At 48.4% G+C, this 20,671-nt stretch carries 28 protein-coding genes and 1 riboswitch; of the genes, 17 read left to right on the forward strand and 11 right to left on the reverse strand.

Annotation, left to right across the window (positions count from 1 at the left end; translation table 11 throughout):
- Positions 1-13: 13 nt before the first annotated feature.
- On the forward strand, positions 14-889 hold the full coding sequence (locus tag BTA31_RS07645) for an RluA family pseudouridine synthase (RefSeq protein ID WP_076790903.1): 876 nt from the start codon (positions 14-16) through the stop codon (positions 887-889).
- Between the two features lie 15 nt (positions 890-904).
- On the opposite strand, the gene prpE is transcribed toward BTA31_RS07645, so the two are convergent.
- Positions 905-1,645, reverse strand: coding sequence for a bis(5'-nucleosyl)-tetraphosphatase PrpE (gene prpE, locus BTA31_RS07650; RefSeq protein ID WP_043925638.1), 741 nt, complete (start codon positions 1,643-1,645; stop codon positions 905-907).
- Between the two features lie 263 nt (positions 1,646-1,908).
- Between prpE and BTA31_RS07660 the strand changes: the two genes are divergently transcribed.
- The 10 genes from BTA31_RS07660 (at position 1,909) to BTA31_RS07705 (ending at position 10,721) form a co-directional block, all read left to right on the forward strand.
- A complete protein-coding gene (locus BTA31_RS07660; RefSeq protein WP_076790517.1) occupies positions 1,909-3,753 on the forward strand; it encodes a monovalent cation:proton antiporter family protein in 1,845 nt (614 codons plus the stop codon).
- Positions 3,754-3,812: 59 nt separating this feature from the next.
- Positions 3,813-3,921: riboswitch (TPP riboswitch) on the forward strand.
- A gap of 83 nt (positions 3,922-4,004) precedes the next feature.
- A complete protein-coding gene (gene tenA / locus BTA31_RS07665; protein ID WP_043925640.1) occupies positions 4,005-4,706 on the forward strand; it encodes a thiaminase II in 702 nt (233 codons plus the stop codon).
- A complete protein-coding gene (gene tenI / locus BTA31_RS07670; RefSeq protein WP_076790519.1) occupies positions 4,681-5,292 on the forward strand; it encodes a thiazole tautomerase TenI in 612 nt (203 codons plus the stop codon). The genes tenA and tenI overlap by 26 nt, the downstream gene beginning before the upstream one ends.
- A complete protein-coding gene (gene thiO, locus BTA31_RS07675; protein WP_076790521.1) occupies positions 5,276-6,385 on the forward strand; it encodes a glycine oxidase ThiO in 1,110 nt (369 codons plus the stop codon). The genes tenI and thiO overlap by 17 nt, the downstream gene beginning before the upstream one ends.
- Entirely contained in the window at positions 6,382-6,585 is a 204-nt protein-coding gene (gene thiS, locus BTA31_RS07680; protein ID WP_043925642.1) for a sulfur carrier protein ThiS, read from the forward strand. The genes thiO and thiS overlap by 4 nt, the downstream gene beginning before the upstream one ends.
- 6 nt (positions 6,586-6,591) lie before the next feature.
- Positions 6,592-7,359, forward strand: coding sequence for a thiazole synthase (locus BTA31_RS07685; protein ID WP_043925643.1), 768 nt, complete (start codon positions 6,592-6,594; stop codon positions 7,357-7,359).
- A complete protein-coding gene (locus BTA31_RS07690; RefSeq protein ID WP_076790524.1) occupies positions 7,356-8,366 on the forward strand; it encodes a thiazole biosynthesis adenylyltransferase ThiF in 1,011 nt (336 codons plus the stop codon). Before BTA31_RS07685 ends, BTA31_RS07690 begins: the two co-directional genes overlap by 4 nt.
- A 23-nt stretch (positions 8,367-8,389) precedes the next feature.
- Positions 8,390-9,208 carry a bifunctional hydroxymethylpyrimidine kinase/phosphomethylpyrimidine kinase gene (thiD, locus tag BTA31_RS07695; protein WP_076790526.1) on the forward strand — a complete coding sequence of 273 codons (819 nt, stop codon included), beginning with the start codon at positions 8,390-8,392 and terminating at the stop codon, positions 9,206-9,208.
- Between the two features lie 153 nt (positions 9,209-9,361).
- On the forward strand, positions 9,362-10,138 hold the full coding sequence (gene fabI, locus BTA31_RS07700; RefSeq protein ID WP_043925647.1) for an enoyl-ACP reductase FabI: 777 nt from the start codon (positions 9,362-9,364) through the stop codon (positions 10,136-10,138).
- A gap of 103 nt (positions 10,139-10,241) precedes the next feature.
- Positions 10,242-10,721 carry a CotO family spore coat protein gene (locus BTA31_RS07705; protein WP_076790529.1) on the forward strand — a complete coding sequence of 160 codons (480 nt, stop codon included), beginning with the start codon at positions 10,242-10,244 and terminating at the stop codon, positions 10,719-10,721.
- Positions 10,722-10,750: 29 nt separating this feature from the next.
- On the opposite strand, the gene BTA31_RS07710 is transcribed toward BTA31_RS07705, so the two are convergent.
- The 5 genes from BTA31_RS07710 to BTA31_RS07730 all read right to left on the reverse strand — a co-directional run bounded on the left by BTA31_RS07710 (position 10,751) and on the right by BTA31_RS07730 (position 13,326).
- On the reverse strand, positions 10,751-11,200 hold the full coding sequence (locus tag BTA31_RS07710) for a CotY/CotZ family spore coat protein (RefSeq protein WP_043925649.1): 450 nt from the start codon (positions 11,198-11,200) through the stop codon (positions 10,751-10,753).
- Positions 11,201-11,350: 150 nt separating this feature from the next.
- Positions 11,351-11,833: a CotY/CotZ family spore coat protein gene (locus BTA31_RS07715; protein ID WP_043925650.1), complete on the reverse strand. Its 483-nt coding sequence runs from the start codon at positions 11,831-11,833 to the stop codon at positions 11,351-11,353.
- Between the two features lie 132 nt (positions 11,834-11,965).
- Complete coding sequence (locus tag BTA31_RS07720) at positions 11,966-12,472, reverse strand: spore coat protein (RefSeq protein ID WP_043925651.1); 507 nt, start codon at positions 12,470-12,472, stop codon at positions 11,966-11,968.
- Positions 12,473-12,538: 66 nt separating this feature from the next.
- A complete protein-coding gene (locus tag BTA31_RS07725; protein WP_076790532.1) occupies positions 12,539-12,892 on the reverse strand; it encodes a spore coat protein in 354 nt (117 codons plus the stop codon).
- Between the two features lie 47 nt (positions 12,893-12,939).
- Positions 12,940-13,326, reverse strand: a complete 387-nt coding sequence (locus BTA31_RS07730) for a spore coat protein (protein ID WP_076790534.1) — start codon at positions 13,324-13,326, stop codon at positions 12,940-12,942.
- Positions 13,327-13,472: 146 nt separating this feature from the next.
- On the opposite strand from BTA31_RS07730, the gene BTA31_RS07735 reads away from it, so the two are divergent.
- The 5 genes from BTA31_RS07735 to spoVIF all read left to right on the forward strand — a co-directional run bounded on the left by BTA31_RS07735 (position 13,473) and on the right by spoVIF (position 14,920).
- On the forward strand, positions 13,473-13,829 hold the full coding sequence (locus BTA31_RS07735) for a DUF1360 domain-containing protein (RefSeq protein WP_076790536.1): 357 nt from the start codon (positions 13,473-13,475) through the stop codon (positions 13,827-13,829).
- 76 nt (positions 13,830-13,905) lie between these two features.
- Entirely contained in the window at positions 13,906-14,031 is a 126-nt protein-coding gene (locus BTA31_RS23540; RefSeq protein ID WP_255204428.1) for a hypothetical protein, read from the forward strand.
- Positions 14,032-14,115: 84 nt separating this feature from the next.
- Positions 14,116-14,325: a hypothetical protein gene (locus tag BTA31_RS07740; protein ID WP_043925654.1), complete on the forward strand. Its 210-nt coding sequence runs from the start codon at positions 14,116-14,118 to the stop codon at positions 14,323-14,325.
- 79 nt (positions 14,326-14,404) lie between these two features.
- A complete protein-coding gene (locus BTA31_RS07745) occupies positions 14,405-14,536 on the forward strand; it encodes a YjcZ family sporulation protein (protein WP_011197781.1) in 132 nt (43 codons plus the stop codon).
- A 126-nt stretch (positions 14,537-14,662) separates the two neighbouring features.
- Positions 14,663-14,920, forward strand: coding sequence for a sporulation-specific transcription regulator SpoVIF (gene spoVIF / locus BTA31_RS07750; protein WP_076790538.1), 258 nt, complete (start codon positions 14,663-14,665; stop codon positions 14,918-14,920).
- A gap of 38 nt (positions 14,921-14,958) precedes the next feature.
- On the opposite strand, the gene BTA31_RS07755 is transcribed toward spoVIF, so the two are convergent.
- Positions 14,959-17,238, reverse strand: a complete 2,280-nt coding sequence (locus tag BTA31_RS07755) for an ATP-dependent helicase (protein ID WP_076790541.1) — start codon at positions 17,236-17,238, stop codon at positions 14,959-14,961.
- A 121-nt stretch (positions 17,239-17,359) separates the two neighbouring features.
- On the opposite strand from BTA31_RS07755, the gene BTA31_RS07760 reads away from it, so the two are divergent.
- Complete coding sequence (locus BTA31_RS07760; protein WP_076790544.1) at positions 17,360-17,617, forward strand: hypothetical protein; 258 nt, start codon at positions 17,360-17,362, stop codon at positions 17,615-17,617.
- Positions 17,618-17,656: 39 nt separating this feature from the next.
- Here the strand turns inward: BTA31_RS07760 and uptA are convergent, their stop codons facing one another.
- The 4 genes from uptA to BTA31_RS07780 all read right to left on the reverse strand — a co-directional run bounded on the left by uptA (position 17,657) and on the right by BTA31_RS07780 (position 20,631).
- Complete coding sequence (gene uptA / locus BTA31_RS07765) at positions 17,657-18,244, reverse strand: undecaprenyl phosphate transporter UptA (RefSeq protein ID WP_076790547.1); 588 nt, start codon at positions 18,242-18,244, stop codon at positions 17,657-17,659.
- A gap of 95 nt (positions 18,245-18,339) precedes the next feature.
- A complete protein-coding gene (gene galE, locus BTA31_RS07770; protein ID WP_076790550.1) occupies positions 18,340-19,326 on the reverse strand; it encodes a UDP-glucose 4-epimerase GalE in 987 nt (328 codons plus the stop codon).
- Entirely contained in the window at positions 19,323-20,219 is an 897-nt protein-coding gene (galU, locus tag BTA31_RS07775) for a UTP--glucose-1-phosphate uridylyltransferase GalU (RefSeq protein ID WP_162274287.1), read from the reverse strand. The genes galE and galU overlap by 4 nt, the downstream gene beginning before the upstream one ends.
- Positions 20,220-20,235: 16 nt before the next feature.
- Positions 20,236-20,631, reverse strand: coding sequence for a GtrA family protein (locus BTA31_RS07780; protein WP_076790554.1), 396 nt, complete (start codon positions 20,629-20,631; stop codon positions 20,236-20,238).
- Positions 20,632-20,671 lie beyond the last annotated feature (40 nt).

Genomic DNA, 20,671 nt, shown 5'->3' on the forward strand with positions numbered 1-20,671 from the left:
GAGCGATTTTTTGATGAAACAAACCATAACAGAAGAGGACAGCGGGGTTCTTTTGAAAGAATACGTCCAGCGGCTGGGCATTTCAAAAAGGATGCTGACGGACATCAAATTCGGAGGCGGGGATCTTTTGGTAAACGGCGGGCATGTAACGGTCAGATACGTTCTTCAAAAAGGGGACGAGCTCGTCATTCAGTTCCCTCCGGAAAAAATGAGCGAATCTTTGCAACCGGAAGAAGTGCCGCTTGATATTTTGTTCGAAGATGACCACGTCCTCGTATTAAATAAACAGCCATGCCTGTCGTCGATTCCCTCGCGTGAGCATCCATCAGGCAGTCTGGCGAACGGTCTGATTCATTATTACCAGCGGACGGGCGTACACGCGACCGTTCACCTGGTGAGCAGGCTTGACCGCGATACATCGGGTGTCATGCTTGTAGCCAAGCACCGCTTCGCCCACTCACTTTTATCGGGACTGCAAAAAAAGGGAGCCGTCAAACGGCAATACCGGGCGGTCGTCCATGGTTTGATCGCAGAAGAGCAGGGAACGATCGATGCGCCGATCGGCAGAAAATCATCGAGCATCATCGAGCGCGCGGTGATCCCGGACGGGCAAAAAGCGGTGACGCATTTTTGGGTGAACAGGCGCTTCAGCGGCATGACGGATGTCTCTATCCGACTGGAAACCGGGAGAACCCATCAGATCCGCGTCCATATGAGTCATATCGGATATCCCTTGTGCGGTGATACGCTGTACGGTGGAACCCGCGGCTTCATCAATCGGCAGGCGCTCCACAGTGAGAGGCTGACATTTTTTCACCCGTTCACAATGGAAGAGTTGACGTTTCAAGCGCCGGTGCCGCATGATATGAGCAAGTTGATAGAGAGCTGAATAAGCTCTCTTTTTTTATGGCTCCATGCGGAATCTTGACTCATCATAAGGCAAAGAGGAGGGGACAGATTCGGTTGTCAGTTCGGGGAATCTGAAAGCAGTCAGCTTGTTGCCGAATACACAACCGGTATCGATATTGATCGTATGATGAACCATCCGCGGACATTTGACAGGGGTGTGGCCGTACACCACCCACGGCTCGCCCTTGTAATGAGCAGCCCAGTCCCGCCTGACTGGCCGTCCGTCAGGCAGCGTTTCCCCTGTAATATCTCCGTAGAGCACAAACTGTTTTATTTTTCCGACAGGCTTTTTGCCGATGTCTTCCGCTTTGATGCCGGCATGGGCGACGACAAGTTCGCCGTTGTGCAGGATCTCATAAAGCGGGGCCTCTTCATAAAGGCGCATGAAAAGGTCTCTGATTTCCTTCTGTTTTTGTTTCGGAAGGTTTCTGTATTCGGCCGCCGTCGTTTCCAGTCCGTGCTGCAGCTTCACCGGATTTCCTTTGAAAAAACGGTACAGCTTATTGCAGTGATTGCCGGGTACATATCGCACAGCTCCTTCTTTAACGGCCCGTCCTACAAATTCAACGACCTCCAGCGATTTCGGCCCTCTGTCTGTTAAATCCCCGAGAAAGACAAGTGTTCTGTTTTCCGGATGAACGGGAAACCCTGATGCCAGCGAGTAGCCGAGCTTTTCAATCAGCGCAATCATTTCGTCATAGCACCCGTGAATATCACCGATTACATCGTATTTCATGCGTTTCCACCTCCTGTCCGTTTTGTATATACATTGCCCCCGAGCCATATAAAAATAAAGCTTCTGCAACTTTCGGCGGAGAAAATCAGGCATATTACTTTTTTTTCTGAGCGAGCATTGTTAAAATCGATTTTTACACCTGTGAGAAAAGAGTTCAGACGGTTCTTTTCCCACATGAAAATGTCTAAAAATATGTCCCTTTTATTTTTAAAAAAGGGAACGCTAATCATACCCGTTAACCGGTTTAGAGGAGGTACCAGTTTATGGAGCACACATCTGTCTCATCTTTAGTTGTCGTACTGATTATCGCATTTTTAACGCCCATCCTGCTGCACCGTTTCAGGTTAAGCATACCGGTGGTTGTCGCTGAAATCATCATGGGTCTTATTATCGGAAAAAGCGGGTTCGATTTGGTGGCCCAGCACGATACATGGCTCGAAACTTTATCGATGCTCGGATTTATCTTTTTAATGTTTTTAAGCGGGCTTGAAATCGATTTTTCCGCATTTGAAAAAGGAAAGAAAAAGCAGCTGCTTCCGAGCGGAAAGGAAGCGCCGAATACGTTTAAAACGGCTTCCGTCATCTTTATTGCCGTTTTTATATTGTCGCTCGGCCTCTCTTACAGCTTTGTCATGGCAGGATTTATTGACAACGCCTTTTTAATGACGCTGATCATTTCGACCATTTCACTCGGGGTTGTCGTTCCGACGCTGAAGGAAGAGCGGCTCATGAAGACGAATATCGGCCAGATTATTTTGCTTGTCGCCGTGATTGCCGATCTTGTCACGATGATTCTGCTTGCGGTGTTCGCCTCAATCTATGGCGACGAAAACAGCAATATGTGGCTGCTGATGATCTTATTTGCCGCCGGCGTCGTTTTATACCTTTTCGGCAGGGTATTTAAAAAGCGGCCTTTTGTCGAAGTGCTGTCAAAAGGCACGATCCAGATCGGCACAAGGGCGATATTTACGTTGATCATCGTACTCGTGGCGCTTTCCGAGTCGCTCGGTGCAGAAAACATTCTCGGCGCGTTTTTAGCCGGGGTGCTTGTTTCGCTGCTTTCGCCGAACAAAGAGCTCGTTCAGCAGCTTGATTCATTCGGCTACGGGTTCCTCATCCCGATCTTCTTTGTCATGACAGGCGTCAAATTGGACATTTGGTCGCTGTTTGGCAATCCGAAAATTTTAGTGATGATCCCGCTTCTGTTTGTGGCCTTGTTAATTAGCAAAGTCGTTCCAGTACTGTTTTTGAAAAAGTGGTATGATATGAAAACCGTGCTGGCTTCCGGTTTTCTCCTGACTTCCACTCTTTCTTTGGTGATCGCGGCGACAACGATCGGCGAGCGCATCGGCGTCATTGACGCGCAGATGTCCGGCGCGCTGATTTTGGTGGCTGTCATTACATGCATCATCACACCGACCGGCTTTAAAAAATTAATGCCGAAAACGGAAAGCGAAAAAGAGAAAAAGACGATCACCTTTATCGGCGCAAATCAAATGACGCTTCCGGTTACGCTTGAACTTTCTCCAGAAGATTATCACGTCAGAATCCTGCATGTCCGGCAGGAAAAGAAGGAAGAAAAGCTGGCGGATCCGGTGTTTGATGTTGAAGTTTTGCCTGATTATGAATATGAGACGCTTCAATCATTCGGCGTTTTTCAAACGGATATACTCGTCGTGGCCACGGGCAGCGAAGAGCGCAATACAGGGATCGCCCTTTATGCGAAGGAGCAGAAAGTCGCGAGAATTATCGCCAGCGCAGATTCTCCAGACGCCGAATCCAGGCTGAAAGAAAACGGAATTGATACATTTTCCATTCTGCTTTCCACGAAAACGCTGCTGCGCGCGCTTATTGAGGCACCTGGCGTTATGAAACTTTTGACGAACCAGGATGCGTCGCTGTATCAGATCAATATGAGCAATGAGCGATTTGACGGTGTCCTGTTAAGAGAGTTTCCGTTTACGGGAGATGTCATCTTCGTCCGGATTTTCCGCGGGGTTGACAGCATCGTGCCCCACGGGGATACAAGGCTGCAAATGGGTGACAGACTGATCGCCACCGGTTCGCGCGAATATATTGCCGAATTGAAAAAAACGCTTGGAGACTGATGCTTGACCATTTTGCAATTCGTGATAAGATAAAAGTATAAACTGAATGAACAAGAAATGTTTTCCACTAGGGGAGTCCTTGATAAGGGCTGAGATAAAAGTGTGACTTTTAGACCCTCATAACCTGAACAGGTTCAAACCTGCGTAGGGAAGTGGCACGGTATTTGAGTATGTATATATGCAAATTCCAAACCACTTTCCTTGCGGGAAAGTGGTTTTTTTATGTTCAGAATCGAAGGAGGAGCCTCGAAATGAAATTTTCAGAAGAATGTCGAAACAGCGCTGCAACATGGTGGGAAGGCAGTTTTGTCCATCCGTTTATTAAAGGAATTGGAGACGGCACACTTCCGGTTGACCGATTTAAATACTATGTCATGCAGGATTCCTACTATTTGACCCACTTTGCCAAAGTCCAATCCTTTGGCGCGGCATATGCTCACGATCTATATACGACAAGCCGGATGGCTGAACACGCGAAAGGCACATATGAAGCCGAGATGTCGCTCCACAGGAAATTCACCGATCTATTGGGAATCACAAAGGAAGAGCTGGAGTCGTTTCAGCCGTCGCCGACAGCGTATGCGTACACATCGCATATGTACCGTTCTGTCGTCAGCGGCAGTTTTGCGGAAATACTGGCTGCTTTGCTTCCTTGCTATTGGCTCTATTATGACGTCGGCGAAACGTTGAAAACGTGCAAACCTGACAATGCCGTGTATCAGGAATGGATCGCGACATACGGAGGAGACTGGTTTAAAAAATCTGTAATGGAACAAATCAACCGCTTCGATGAGCTGGCTGAAAACGCCGATGAGAAAACACGCGCGAAGATGAAGGAGAACTTTGTCATCTCCAGCTTCTACGAATACCGGTTCTGGGATATGGCCTATCAAAAAGAAAGCTGGTCAAAAAGCGGGGTGGATCAGCTTGCATCTGCACGCGATCACCGATGACAAGCACTCTGTGGAAGAGCTTGCAGCAAAAATCATCTCGATTCAAGATGCCGTTGACTTTATCCACATCAGGGAAAGGTCAAAAAAAGTAAGCGACATATCAAGTTTAATCGAACGCTTGGCCGAAGAAGGCGTTGATAAGCGGAAGCTCATCATCAACGACAGGGTGGATATCGCTTTGTTTCATCACATTCACCGGGTTCAGCTGCCTTCACACGGCTTTTCCGTCAAAAGTGTGAGGAGCCGTTTTCCGCATTTGAAAATCGGAAAGTCCGTACATTCGCCAGAAGAAGCGGTTCAGGCTGAAACTGAAGGTGCAGATTACGTGCTGTTCGGCCACATTTTTGAAACGGACTGTAAAAAGGGCCGGAAAGGAAGAGGGGCTGCAAGCCTGGCTGAAGTGAAGGCGGCTGTCCGCATTCCGGTCATTGCGATCGGAGGCATTACCGAACAACGACTGGCGGAAGTCAAAATGGCAGACGGCATCGCCGTGATGTCGGGGATCTTTTCCCATGACAGACCGGATGAGGCGGCCGCGCGGTTTGCCTGTCTCGCGAAGGGAGATTCATATGAGAAAGCGCTATGATACGATCGTGATCGGCGGAGGCATCATCGGGACATCCATCGCTTATCATCTTGCAAAAGCGGAAAAAAAAACGGCCGTGTTTGAAAGCGGGGAAGTCGGCAAAAAAGCGACGAGCGCGGCGGCGGGCATGCTCGGTGCCCATGCGGAATGCGATAAACCCGGTACCTTTTTCGAATTCGCCAGAGCCAGCCAAAAAGCCTATCAGCGGCTGACGGGTGAATTGAAAGACATAAGCGGCATTGATATCAGAAGGCATGACGGAGGGATATTAAAGCTGGCCTTTTCAGAAAGCGACCGCGAACATCTGATGCAAATGGCTGCATTGGATTCTGTGGAATGGCTTGAAGCTGATGAAGTATATAAGCTGGAACCGCATGCCGGAAATCGGATTCTCGGCGCCAATTTTATTCGGGACGACGTCCATGTCGAACCGGCTGCAGTGTGCAGGGCATTTGCCAGAGGGGCCCGGATGCTCGGTGCCGATATCTTCGAGTATACGCCCGTTTTATCAATAGAATCCGAAGCGGGGGCTGTCCGCGTCATAACCGCTTCGGGCACTGCGGAGGCAGAGCACGCTGTCATTGCAAGCGGTGTGTGGAGCGGCGCTTTCTTTAAACAGATCGGCATAGACAAAAGGTTTTATCCCGTCAAAGGGGAGTGCTTGTCTGTGTGGAATGACGGCATCCCTTTGACGAGGACGCTTTACCATGATCATTGCTACATCGTTCCGCGCCATAGCGGAAAGCTTGTCGTCGGTGCGACGATGAAGCCCGGGGATTGGAATGAGCAACCGGAACTTGGCGGAATCGAGGAGTTGATCGGAAAGGCGAAGGCGATGCTCCCTGAGATTGAATCCATGAAAATCGACCAATGCTGGGCCGGATTGCGCCCGGAAACAGGGGATGGCAATCCATATATCGGCAGACACCCTGAAAATGACCGGATTTTGTTTGCTGCCGGACATTTCAGAAACGGCATCCTCCTTGCACCTGCAACCGGTGAGATGATGGCTGACATGATCCTCGGCAATCCGGTCAAAACAGAGTGGATCGAGGCGTTTAAAGCGGAGCGAAAGGAGGCTGTGCACAGGTGAACATTCAGCTCAACGGCCGGAAAATAGAGTGGAGAGACGACGGCGGTACGATTTACGATTTGCTCTCATCCTACAATCTGGAAAATCGTGTTGTCGTTGTTGAAAAAAACAGGCAGATTATCGGAAAAGACCAATATCAATCAGTCAAACTGGAAGAACACGATGTCATCGAAATCGTTCATTTTGTCGGAGGGGGATAAACCGTTATGTTCAAAATCGCAGATCGTCAATTTTCATCAAGATTATTGCTCGGTACAGGGAAGTATCCGTCATTTGAGATTCAAAAAGAGGCCGTCAGCGCATCTGAATCGGAGATCCTGACGTTTGCCGTCAGACGGATGAATATTTTTGAAGAATCTCAGCCTAATTTTTTGGAGCAGCTCGATTTAAGCCGTTATACGCTTTTGCCGAATACGGCAGGAGCAAAAACGGCTGAGGAAGCCGTCCGGATCGCCAAGCTTGCCAAAGCAAGCGGTCTTTGTGACATGATCAAAGTCGAAGTGATCGGCTGTGACCGTTCACTTCTGCCTGACCCGGTAGAAACGCTGAAGGCGTCAGAAGCTTTGCTTGAAGAAGGCTTCATTGTACTGCCGTATACATCGGATGATGTCGTCCTCGCGAGAAAGCTTGAAGAGCTCGGCGTACACGCCATTATGCCCGGGGCCTCTCCGATCGGTTCGGGACAGGGAATCGTCAATCCGCTCAACCTGTCGTTCATCATCGAACAGGCTAAGGTTCCCGTTATCGTGGATGCCGGAATCGGTTCTCCGAAAGATGCGGCATACGCAATGGAACTCGGCGCAGACGGGGTCCTTTTGAACACGGCAGTGAGCGGGGCGAAAGATCCGGTCCAAATGGCGAAGGCTATGAAGCTTGCCGTTGAAGCGGGCAGGCTCGGGTATCTTGCCGGACGAATTCCGGAAAAGAACTACGGCATCGCCAGCAGCCCTGAAGAAGGGAAGTTGACGATTTGACCGGCAGGTATTCAAGACAGGAGCTCTTTCACCCGATCGGACCGGACGGCCAGGAAAAATTAAGCCACGCCCGCGTCCTGGTGATCGGTGCGGGGGCTTTGGGCGCAGCCAGCGCAGAGATGCTGGTGAGGGCCGGGATCGGTTCGCTGACGATTGCCGACAGGGATTATGTGGAATGGAGCAATCTCCAGCGCCAGCAGCTCTATACGGAACAGGATGTGGTTGATCATATGCCAAAGGCTGCCGCCGCCGAAAAAAGGCTGCGCCTGATCAACAGCTCTGTTCAAGTAACCGGCATCGTAGCGGATGTTACTGCCGAAAAAGCGCTCGAGCTTGCGGAGGAAGCGTCCCTGATCGTCGATGCGACGGATAATTTTGAAACGCGGCTGATCATGAACGATGCGGCGGTCAAATTAGGCATCCCTTTCCTGTACGGCGCGTGTGTCGCAAGCTATGGCATCACATATAGCGTAATTCCGGGAAAAACGCCGTGCCTTCACTGTCTTTTGGGGCATTTGCCCGCGAATACCATGACGTGCGACACCGCGGGGGTGATTGGTCCGGTCGTTCAGCAGGTTGCCGCATACCAGGTAACAGATGCCCTGAAGCTGCTGACCGGGCATGAACCGTCAGGGATGCTCCGCTCATTTGATATTTGGACAAATGAGAGGTCTGAAGTCCGGGCTGACGCGCTTAAACATGGCTCGTGTCCGACGTGCGGAACAGGTGAGTTTCCGTTTCTTTCGGCTGAAAACGAAACAAAAGCAGCCGTTCTTTGCGGCAGACAAACGGTTCAGATCAGGCCGGCCGCGGAGCAGCCGCTGGAGCTGGAGTCGCTTGCTGCCAGATTAAAAAAAGCCGGTTTACATGTGACGGGAAACCCTTATTTAGTCTCCTGCCGTGCGGGGGATTTTAAGTTCGTGATTTTTCGGGATGGACGCGCTTTGATTCACGGAACGAATGATATTAATCGCGCGAAAACGATATATCACAGATGGATTGGCTAAAGGCCGAAGGGAGTGCAAACATCATGAGCATATATAAAGCATTAACAATCGCCGGATCGGATTCAGGAGGCGGAGCCGGCATTCAAGCCGACATTAAAACATTTCAAGAGCTTGGCGTCTTCGGCATGACAGCTTTGACAGCGGTCACTGCGCAAAATACAACAGGGGTTCACGGCGTCTACCCGCTTTCCTCGGAAGCGCTCGGCGCACAGATTGATGCAGTTGCAGAAGATTTAAAACCTGACGCCGTGAAAACAGGGATGCTGTGGAGCGCGGATATGATTGAGGTCATTGCTGAAAAAATTGCAACATACGAGCTTAAACGTGTAATCGTCGATCCTGTCATGATCGCCAAAGGCGGCGCTTCACTATTGAATGAGGAAGCAGTTGAAACATTGAAACGGCGCCTTCTTCCGCTTGCTTATGCGGTAACGCCGAACATTCCCGAAGCTGAAGTGCTGACAGGGAGAAGCATTCAAACAATGGAAGACCGCAAAAAAGCAGCTCGTGAATTGCATGAAATGGGCGTCCGCAACATTATCATCAAGGGAGGTCATCAGCCCGAGGATGGCAAAGTAACCGATCTCCTCTTTGACGGAGAGACGTTCACAGAAAAAACGAATTCCTATATTAAGACGAAAAATACCCATGGAACAGGCTGTACATTTGCTGCCGCTCTTACGGCGCAAACAGCGAAAGGAAACGGGATTCTAGGAGCTTTCCGCATCGCTGAGGCTTTCGTCCACGAAGCGGTTGCACACAGCCTTGATTTCGGAGCCGGCCACGGACCGACCAACCATTTTGCGTATCAAAAGTTATCCAACGCAGGGTTGGACCTGTAGTCCCGCAATAAAAACGAATCAATATCGCGGCAGAGCATAAAAACACTCTGCCGCTTTTTATATTCTGAAATTGTCAGCCTGCTAGTAATTGTGATACTATATATTATGATCAGGTACTAATAAAATGTTAATCATTAGGAGGATTTTATACATATGAATTTATCACTAGAAGGCCGGAATATCGTCGTCATGGGTGTAGCAAATAAACGAAGCATCGCATGGGGAATCGCCCGCTCGCTTCACAATGCAGGCGCAAGGCTGATTTTTACGTATGCGGGTGAGCGGCTTGAAAAATCGGTCAAGGAGCTGGCTGATTCTTTGGAGCGAAACGATTCAATCGTACTTCCTTGTGATGTCACAAATGACCAGGAAATTGAAGCATGCTTCGCCGACATCAAAAACGAAGTCGGGGTCATCCACGGCATTGCACACTGCATCGCTTTCGCCAACAAAGAAGACTTGGCTGGAGAGTACTTAAATACTACCCGCGACGGTTTTCTGCTCGCGCACAATATCAGCTCTTACTCTCTGACAGCGGTCGCTAAAGCGGCGCGCGGCATCATGACTGAAGGCGGAAGCATCGTCACGCTGACATACCTTGGCGGCGAGCGCGTTGTATCCAACTACAATGTCATGGGTGTTGCGAAAGCATCGCTTGATGCCAGCGTCAAATACTTGGCGAGCGATCTCGGAAAAGACGGAATCCGCGTCAACAGCATTTCCGCAGGGCCGATCCGGACATTGTCCGCAAAAGGAATCAGCGATTTCAACTCGATTTTAAAAGAAATCGAAGAGCGCGCCCCGCTTCGCCGCACAACGACTCCGGAAGAAGTCGGCGACACGGCTGCTTTCCTGTTCAGCGACCTTTCCCGCGGCATGACCGGCGAAAACCTGCATGTCGATTCAGGCTACCATATCATCGCGCGCTAAAATGGCGCTAAAAAAGCAATCCGCTAAAGGATTGCTTTTTCTTTTCTTCTGATTTCTCCTTTTTTGCATATAGATATACCATGAACAGATCGGAGGGATCAAGATGTCTAGCAGAAAAAACGATGCGGAGCAAAAGCCGCTCATGTATATTGTGCAGCCGGACTATGATAAGGCAGAGGCGAACATGCAGGATATTCTGATTAAAAGAAAGAAGAAAGCAAAGCCACACGCTTCCGAACAAAAAGCGCTGCGAAAGGAACAGCAGGATGAAGCCGCCCGGCCCGACGAACAAGACGGCGCTGAAGCGGTGCTTAGCGATGAGGCGAATCGGTCCGAAAAAGGAGTCAAACCGATTAAAAAACCGCTCAGCAAGATGACCATCGCCGAGAAAATCGACTTTTTGGCAAGCCTTCCCGGCAATATGCCGAAAACCCTTTGTCTCATTGAAGCAGACGGAAAGACATACAGGGGAACGATCGTCGAAAAGAAAGACGGTTCCGTATATGTCAGAACATCGAGCAAAGGGGCTCCGGCGGAACTGCTGATCGAGAGCATTACTTCCTTGCACCCGCTCGGCTTTTAAATTAAAAAAAGTCCCGATTCAGGGACTTTTTATTTTGAACGATTGATCAGTTGCGGATTTAAGCATTCGATTGCACAGAAGCATTCCAGATCCACTTCAATGCAGAAATTTGTTTTTTCCAAGCGGAACACATCGCAAATTTTGTCTTTATCTTCTGTGAAATCGAGAACGCGGCGATTATCATCAAAGGCAATCAACAGTCTTAATGTAGCGCAGCAGTCATCAATCTTTTCAACTCTGAAAAACACGGTGCTGAAGCAAGGGCCTGCCTGAAGCTCTCCGACATTTCCAAACGCTACGAACGGCTTAGACTTTGAAGTGTATATAATAAACGGAATGGTGTCGCCTAAGTTTCTCGAAGGGGAAAGCAGGTTGCTGAAGCAGCTTGTCGGGCAGCCTTCTTCCTCAATGGCGTTTTGCAGATCGTGAATGTTTTCAACGGCTTCGCACACGCAATTTTCGGCTGAACATTTCGTCATGTTATGATCCCTCCTAATTCAGGATTTAAAATTTCGTTTTTCGGCCTGGCCTTTCTATTGGTAAAAGGAGCTGCCGAAAGCCGGCAGCTTTCGTGAAAAGACTGGCACCAAGCCGATCATATCGGCCGGCTTGATGCAGCCCGACACCTTTTAACCGTGGTGCTGATTGTGTTTTTTGTCTGCTGCGCGATCAACTAAGTCAGGTGACAGACATTGAATCGCACAGAAACAAGTCAAGTCAACCTCGATGCAAAAGTCCGTTTTCTCAAGCCCGAAAAAGTCAGGGTCACAAGGGTGGCAGACGCTTAATGTGTCGCCGTTTATGTCCACAGGCCTCAGGATTGAAAGCGTTGCACAGCAATCTTTTAGACTTTCTGCCCGGAAGAAAATCGATTCGAAGCACTGCATATCATCTGAAAATCCGCCGACATTTCCAAATGTTGAAAATAAACCGCCTTTTTTGTCGTACAAAAGGAACGGAATGGTGTCTTTACCGGAAACCGTCGGACTCAGCAGATTACCGAAGCAGCTCGTCGGACATGTTTCTTCAACTGCATCCTGTTCTTTTATAATTTGTTCTACTGCATCGCATACACAATTTTCATGCCGGCCATGGTGTTTTCCGCAGCTCATGGATTTCAGCTCCTTTTTATAGGGATATTTGACTTTAGTCTTTAACAACATATGTACCCGTGCCCTTGTTGGTGTGGGTAATCGTCTATAAAAATGAAGAAAAGCAGAGCTGGATGGCTCTGCTTTTTTGTATTAAAGGAGTCCGACGATAAGTGTTGCGATAACAACTGTAAGCGTTTGGACAGCTGTGCTGACCAAGACGGCAACATCGGTATCTTCTGTTGTAACTGTGACATCGCGTGAATTGTCGATAATTAATTTTTGACGGTTCGTTTGCTTGTTTGCTGTTACCTGCAGCAAGTCTTGTGATACAAGCTCGGCTAGATCAGCATCGTCAATGATTGCCAGAACGATTGTAATAATGGCTGTTTGTACCGCAGTCATAACTGATGCGACAACTTGAGTGTCCTCTGTAGAGACTCTGATATCGCAAGAATCCTTGATGATAATCGTCTCATCTGACAGCTGTTTGTTCAGGTTAAGCTGGTCGAGTTCCTGATTGATAAATGCATCGTTTTTGCCGCATTTGCAGTTGTAATCGTCACAAACGTGTTTCTTTGGATGTCTCGGATAATACTCAGTTCCCGGATGCTCGCATTCAGGATCTAATGCAACCCAAGAATATGGTCTAGTTTCCATTTGTTTTCCTCCTTCCATTTACTATATTAAATGTTTGAAGACTCGAACTTGTATATGGCAGATACCCTACTCCAAATCCCCATTTTTTTCTTCGGTTTCGGCGGTATTCTCCTGCTGCCTTCTCTGTCTCAGCTTTTCTCTTAATTTATTTTTACCTGAACGTTCTCTTCTTCGTCTTGGGCGTTCTTCGGATTGTGATGATGCTTCATTGTTCGCTTCTTTCTTCTTTTCCTGCTGCCGCTGGATGAGAGCCTCGGACTGCGCTTTTAAATCCTCGAGTATTTTTAAGATGTTTTCTTTTTCTTCCTCAGACAGTGTCCGCACATTGTCTTTTGAAACGCCGTGTTTTCTAAGGATATTTTGCACAAGCGTATTTGTCAGCGGATTTACTTCCGCTTTAAGCTTTTCGCGATCTGCCAATTGTTTTTCACCTCAATTTCTTAAAAATATTAGAAAGAAAGGAAGGCTTAAAGTATGTCAAGCTCTGTAATAAGCGCGATCAGCACTTCGGTTAAAACTTGGACGGAAAGCAGGATCTCCAGCGAGGAAAGCGTAATGGTGACATTGCGGCTGCCGATGACTTTGATGATGACTCTTCTCCTGCTCTGCAGCCTGTGTACGGCTAAAACGTGTTCTGAGACGATGTCTGCTGTATCCTCGTCTTCGATCGCAAGCTGAGCCGATAAAATCGTCAAAGAGATCACAATGGCTTGTAAAGAGAGAGCTGCTGTTATGTTTGCCGTGTTTACGGTGACATGTTCTGAATCAATCACTTCAATGAGCTGGTCATATTCCCGGTATAATTCGTCAAATGTTTCTGCGTACAGCGCTTCGGCTTTTTCATGAAACGACATAACTTTCACTCCTTTCTTATCCACACTTTATTAAATGCAGACCGGTACCATAGCGGAATGAGGAAAACATACATTTCAGCACCCAATTTGCTGTTTTAGGGAAGGGTGATCCGGCATATATTTGGAAGCAGGAAAGGGGGAGCCCTGTGATACAAAGCTGGCTTTTATTTATTCTGTTTTCTATCGCGGTATTTCGGCTGACGCGGCTGGTCGTGTTTGACACGATTATGGCGCCGTTTAGAAGCCTGTTTCACGAAGAGGTTGAAGAAAAAAACGAAAAAACGGGAGAGACCGAGACGTATCTTGTCATGAAAGGCAAAGGCGTGAGAGCGTGGATCGGCGAGCTATTGAGCTGTTATTGGTGTACGGGTGTGTGGTGTACCGCTTTTTTGCTTGTTTTTTACGCATTTGTTCCGACCATTGCCGAATGGCTGATTCTTCTGCTTGCCATTGCGGGTTTTGCTGGAGTACTGGAAACGATCGTGTCCAAATGGCTCGATTGAATGGGGATTTATCATTAGCAACATTGAAAAGAAGACTCATATAATGGCGTATAAGCATGAGAAAGGAAGGAATGCAATGAGACAAGTGAAAAGAAGGCAGCAAGGCCGATTAACGAACGCTTCCAGCAATCATCAGTCCACTTTCTCAAAAAAAGTGAAGAAAAAAGGCTGCGGATGCGGCAAAAAAAGGAGAACCTATTAATATCAAAAAAAGCCGGACTATATCCGGTTTTTTTTATTCCCAATTTCCCTTCTGATGCATACACCATCATAAGGGGGGAAAACGATGAATTTATTTGAACAGCTGGTTGAATCGATATCCCGCAAACACGATCAAACGCAAGCCGGCCATGACCGGGTGATCTTTGAGCAGCAGAAGGAACTGGAGACATTTGACCGCTCGGCCGAACAGTTCGGCAGGCAGATCGAAGCGTTTGCAGAGAATGCTGAAAAATGGCTGGGAGAGGACGGGAGTCTGCCAGGCATTTTTAAATAATCCACAGAAGCCCTATGCATCAATCCAAGCGAATCCTATCAAATGTCATATCGTGTAGGGAGAAAAGGAGGTGCTTTAGATGGGCTTTTGTTGCGGAGGCTACGGCGGTGGCTACAGCGGAGGCTATGGCGGCGGCTATGGTTCAACGTTTGTATTGATCGTTGTCTTGTTTATTCTTCTAATTATTGTCGGCGCTTCTTTTAAATATTAGTTTTTGAGTTGAAGCGAAGAGGGCGGCGGCATGTATGCCGGGCTCTCTTCTTTTTGAACGGGAAAAGCACAAGGCTTTTCAAACATGCATAAGATAGCGTATCACTCCCAAAAAGGAGGCATAGGTATGGACAATCAATTTTTCAAAAACATCGAAAAGAAAACGGGCGTCAGCATGAATGACGTCATGCAGCTTGCAAATTCGCTGCAAAGTGCCAACTTCAAGGATGAAAAAACGGTCCGCAGCGTGATTAAGCGCGTCGCTAAATTGGCGAACAAACGGGTTCCGCAGGAAATGGAAGATAAGATTGTTGAATCCATTGTAAGCGGCAAGGAAAAAATGGATTTCAACACGATCGCGAAAATGATGAACAGCAAAAAATAAACACCGCGCCTTCCGGTAAAAGGAGGGCACGGTGTCTTTTATTGCAGCTGGACCTGGGGATTCGGGCGTAAAATAGGCTGTAAAAACCTTGAGCGGTATGCCGTTCTTCCCCTTCTGAAGGAAGGAACGCTGATATACAGACGGTCCTCGGCCCGGGTCATGGCGACATACAGCAGCCTCCGCTCTTCTTCAAGAGCGGTTTCATCGCCTTTTCTCGCTGTCTCCAGGGCAAAGTCATGCGGAATCGAGCCGTCCTGCACGCCCAGGATATAGACCGTTTTAAATTCAAGCCCTTTCGCACGGTGAATTGTCAAAAGCTGAACACCGTATCCGTCAGCTTTTTGCTTTTCGGCGGCTCTCATATGATCGACATGCTCAAGAAATTCGGGAATCGTTTTGAATTTTTTTGCCGCTGTTTTGAGATCCCGCAGATCGTCAGACCCTTTTTCGAGCTTGTTTCCTTCGTTTCCGCGCTTTTTCAGGTAATCGGAAAAGCCCATCTTTTCCTCTGCGAAAGAGATGGCTTCAACCGGTTTCATCGTTTTTAAGCCAGTGAAAAAAGGAACGATTTTTTTTATTTTATCAAGCTGAAACGGTTTGATGTCGGTCAGTTTTTCAAGCGCCTGAACCATCGTGCAATCTTCTGTAATCGAGAGCGCTTTAAGCGTGTTTAAAGCGGACTGCTTGAGAAAGAGGGCGGGTAAAATCTGTTTGACGGCTTCCGCGTCATCCTGATTTTGGCTTAAGTAGAGATAGGCCAGCATCTGCCGGACGATCCTCCTGCTGTAAAACGACCGGACACCTTGTTCAGCCGTGTATGGAATGGCTGACTGGTGCAGACGTTCAAAGATTGCGCGGCCGCTGCTGTTTGTCCGGTATAGGATGGCGAAGTCATCAGGCTTTGCGCCCATTTCAATTTTTTCTTGGATATCAGAGACGATCATAATCGCTTCTTCCTCTTCATCATAAGGATAAAATAAGAGCGGTTTTTGGCGGTTATCTCTCGCGGCGCTTAATGTTTTCGGAAAACGCTTTTTGTTTTTCTTCACGACCATATCGGCGCTTGCCACAATCGGATGGCTCGATCTGTAATTCGTCGTGAGGCGGACCGTTTTCGCCTTCGGATAATCTTTTTCAAAATCGAGTATAAATGAAGGGCTGCTGCCTCTGAACGCATAGATTGACTGGTCATCATCCCCGACACAGGTCAGGTTGTTTTCGGGGCTCGCCAAGAGCTTGATGATGGCATACTGAACAGGGTTAATGTCCTGAAATTCGTCGATCAAAATCGCGTGAAATCGCGTCTGATATCGTTTTAAAATGTCTGGCTGTTCTTGAAACAACTGCCAGCATGCAGATGCCATATCGTCGAAATCGAATTGGCGCCGCGCAGCTTTTTGTTCTTCATAATGACGGTACAGCCGGTGAACCCGCTTTTCCCATTCGTCTTCAAGCGGAATCTGTTCGCCCGGAAGATAAGCGTTCTTCCAGTAGCCGATCTGCTGGATCGCCTGGTCAACCGGAAAGTCTTTTTCATCAAGCCCTTCTTCGGCAAGGGCCAGTTTGATGTACTGTTCTTTTTGCCATTCCCATTTCAGCAGGTGCTCACCATTCCATTTGGCCGGATCATGGTGATAAAGAATTTTGTAAAAAAAGCTGTGGAAGGTGCCTGTCACGAGGCGGTTCACAGTCTGCACCGGCAATCCGTATTGCGACGCCATCCGCTCTTTCATTTCTTTCACGGCTTTTGTCGTGAATGTGACGAGCAATATCGCAGAAGGCGGGATATCGAGCCGGGATATCATATAAGCCGCTCGCGCAGTTAATACCCGCGTTTTTCCGCTTCCCGCGCCGGCCAGAACGAGAAGGGGTTCTTCGGGGGCCGTCACAGCGGCAAGCTGTTTTTCATTCAGCGGCACATTCGGAAAGACCGGTTCGGGAGCCGTTTCTGCCGCCGGAGAGAAAGGAGAATGGATGGAAGCCTCGCGAGGCGGCCTCCAGAAGTCCGCATCCGTCTTCTTTTCCTCTCCGATCGCTTTGCCCTTCGGGAGGCGGAACATGCCGCTTTCAGTATAATCGTTCTGTTTGGTTTGCTCTGTCTTTTCATTTAAGCAAGCTGCTTCACATTGAGAAAAATCCCCGTTTTCCCGGTGGAAAAAATGCGGTTCTTCATGAATCGACAATTTCAGTCTGAGCGGCAAGCCGCAATGTTTACACGTGATTCTGTCTTTTCTTGCTTCATCAAAGAGGAATTGCAAGTGTTCTCTCGAATATGTATGTATATGAATGTCTCGGTTATTGAATCGGGCGCATTTCAAAAAGAGGTCCTCCAATTAATGGGTAGTCGTCTAGTGTCATGAGACAACGTTTATCATATCAAATGAAAACCGTTTAAAACAGTAGATTTTTGGGAATTAAAGCTGATGAGGAGGAGATCGAATGGGATATTTACCGCCTGTCCGCAATGATCAATATATACAGTACGCCAATCGCAGCATCAGCCAAAAATCGAACTATGCTTATATACAAAAAACCGCCAATATCCCAAGCGAGCGCGCCTACCGCGAAGTCGAAAAAAGAGAGGAAAACCAGACTGCGGCTTTTAGTCGGGTCATGGAAAAGAAGAGGAAAAAAACGCTCAACCGCCGTGTTGCGGAAAAGGCGAAAAGTGGCCGCTATGTCAACGAATCCGTTTGAGAGATGAAACAAACCCCGGCTTTTATACCGGGGTTTTCGTTATTTTCTGCGTAGTTTTTTGAGTCCGAAATACAGAATGATCATAGCGGCCGCCCCGATCATAATCGGAATCGTGTACGTTCTCGCCACATTTTCAACATGGTCCCACCGGCTGCCGAGCTGTATGCCGAGGTAGACGAATAGTATCGACCACGGTATGATGGCGAGCACTGTCAGACCCGTGAATTTTAAAATCGGCATTTTCGCAATGCCGGCCGGAATGGAGATGGCGTGCCTGACCACGGGAATGAAGCGGGCAGAAAAGACGACGCCTCCGCCGTATTTCTCAAACCATTTTTCGGCTGTTTGAATGTGATGCTTTTGGATCAATAAGTATTTTCCGTATTTGTATAAAAACGGCCGTCCGCCGTAGTAGCCGATCCAGTATAAAAACAATTGAGCAATCGTTCCCCCGATGACGCCGGCGATCACGGCCCCTGTCATCGTAATGGAGCCGTTGGACACTAAGTATCCGCCGTAGGCAAGTACGATTTCACTCGGGATGATTTCGATCATTAAACCGATCGCAATGCCGAAATAGCCAAGATCGGTCAGCCACATTAAAATATCATTCACTATGCTTCCCATTTTCGTTTTTTCTCCCTGCTTTTGATTTCATCAGCCGAACGTTAGAGCAGCTGCCGGGACGTTTCCCTGCCGCCGGCGCGGGAAACAAGCGAATCTCAAAAACCGTCCGGATGCGCTCTGTGCCATTGCCATGCGCTTTGAATGATGGTTTGTATATCGCTGTATTGCGGCTTCCAGCCGGTATCTTCCTGCAGTGTCCGGCTGTCCGCCACCAGCACTGGCGGATCCCCCGCTCTGCGCTCGTCCGTTTTTGCTGCAATGCTTCGCTCTGTCATGTTTTCCGCGGTTTCAATGATTTCTTTTACGGAATATCCGGCCCCTGTCCCTACATTATAAACATTTTGCTTCAGTCTGTCTTCATATAACCCGTCAAGGGCCGCCAGGTGGGCGGAAGCCAGATCGAGGACGTGAATATAATCCCTGATGCATGTTCCGTCTGGCGTCGGATAATCATCTCCGAAAATGGACAGCTGCTTTCGCTGTCCCAATGCCGTCTGCAGAACAATGGGAATGAGGTGGCTTTCGGGATCGTGATCCTCGCCGATCGCTCCGTTTAAAGCGGCGCCGGCCGTGTTGAAGTAGCGGAGGGCTGCCCATTTGACACCGTGCGTTTTCCCGACCCAGTGCAAGTATTTTTCGATCATCAGCTTCGATTCCCCGTAAGGATTGACAGGGGAGAGGGGGGCTGTCTCTTTGATCGGGACGTTCTCCGGGATGCCGTATACGGCGGCGGTCGACGAAAAGACGATGTTTTTGACGCCTTCCTTGATGACCGTTTCGAAGAATGCACAAGACTTTAGCGTGTTTTCCCTAAAGTAGAGCTCAGGCTTTTCGATCGATTCGGACACAAGGCTTTTGGCAGCGAAATGGATGACAGCATCGACATCATGATGTTTGATGATGGCTTTGGCAAGTGCCGCATCAGCGATATCGCCTTCGTATAAGCTGATCCCGCTGACGGCTTCCCTATGTCCGGTAGATAAATTGTCAAGCACGACAACGGAGCGGTTTTGCTTTGTTAATTCGAGTACGGTGTGGCTGCCGATGTATCCGGCTCCCCCTGTAACGAGTACGGATGTCATTGCCATGCTCCTTTCTGCGCTTCTTTTTTTAAGACGCTTTCCAGGTAGGCGAACAGTTTTAGCCGCATCTCGTCCCGCATGAGAGCGATTTCCGTACTCGCTTTAAAACTGCCCAGCTTGTCTCCGATATCAAAGCGGCTTCCTTCCAATCTGCGCGCATACATGCTTTGTTCCCGGCAGATTTCCCTAAGTGCGTCAGTCAGCTGAATTTCATTTCCTGCACCGCGCTTCGTTTGTTCGAGCACGGGGAAAATCGAAGGCCTCAGCACATAACGGCCCATGACCGCGATATTTGAAGGGGCTTCTTTGACAGACGGCTTTTCTACAAGATCGTCAATATGATACACTTTGTTCTTTTGCGCGGATGTCTGAATGATGCCGTATTTGCTGACGTCCGCCGGATCGACGGGCTGAACGCCGATTACTTCCGTCTGATATTCTTCATATACTTCAAGCAGCTGCCGAAGCGCCGGCGTTTCTGATACCATGATGTCGTCGCCGAGCAGGACGGCAAACGGCTCATCACCGATGAAATGCCTGGCCGATAACACCGCATGTCCGAGACCGAGGGGCTCCTTTTGCCGGATATAATGAATATTCGCCATATCGGCGATGTCGCGTATCTCTTTTAAGACATCGTTTTTTCCTTTGGCGAACAGGTTTTGTTCCAGTTCAACAGAGCGGTCAAAATGGTCTTCAATCGAACGCTTATTTCTTCCTGTAATGATAAGGATGTCTTCTATTCCTGATTGGACAGCTTCTTCCACGATATATTGTATGGCCGGTTTATCGACAATCGGCAGCATTTCTTTCGGCTGCGCTTTTGTTGCCGGCAAAAATCTTGTACCCAATCCGGCTGCTGGGATGACTGCTTTTTTTACTTTCATGGTTATTCACTCCTCGTCTTTTTTATGAATCTGTTCCGGGTTCTTGAAACACCCAAAGCCGGTTTCCAATAAAGTTGATCGCCATTCCTGCGACTGTTGCGGACATTTTGCTGACAAAAAGGGACAGGCCGGCTTTTTGTAAAAAATACAGAAGGACAAATGTAGCGCCCGCTGCTGCAAGATTGATCATGATAAACCGGATGATCTCCGCGCCATGCGCTTTTTCCTTTACTTGAAACGTCCATGTCCGATTCCAGATATAGCTGTTTGCCACGCCTGCCGAATAGGAAAACAACTGTGCGGACAGGTAGGGGATGTGGAGCGACGTAAGGAGGAAAAACACAACGAAATCAACGAGTGTGTTCCCGGCTCCGACTGTCCCGAAACGAACGAGTGTTGTGATGTTGTTTTTGTTCATAACGGCATTCGGCTGTTACCTCCCGTCTATTTTGTATAGG

Source organism: Bacillus haynesii (genome assembly GCF_001969855.1).
In the GTDB taxonomy this organism is placed as follows: domain Bacteria; phylum Bacillota; class Bacilli; order Bacillales; family Bacillaceae; genus Bacillus; species Bacillus haynesii.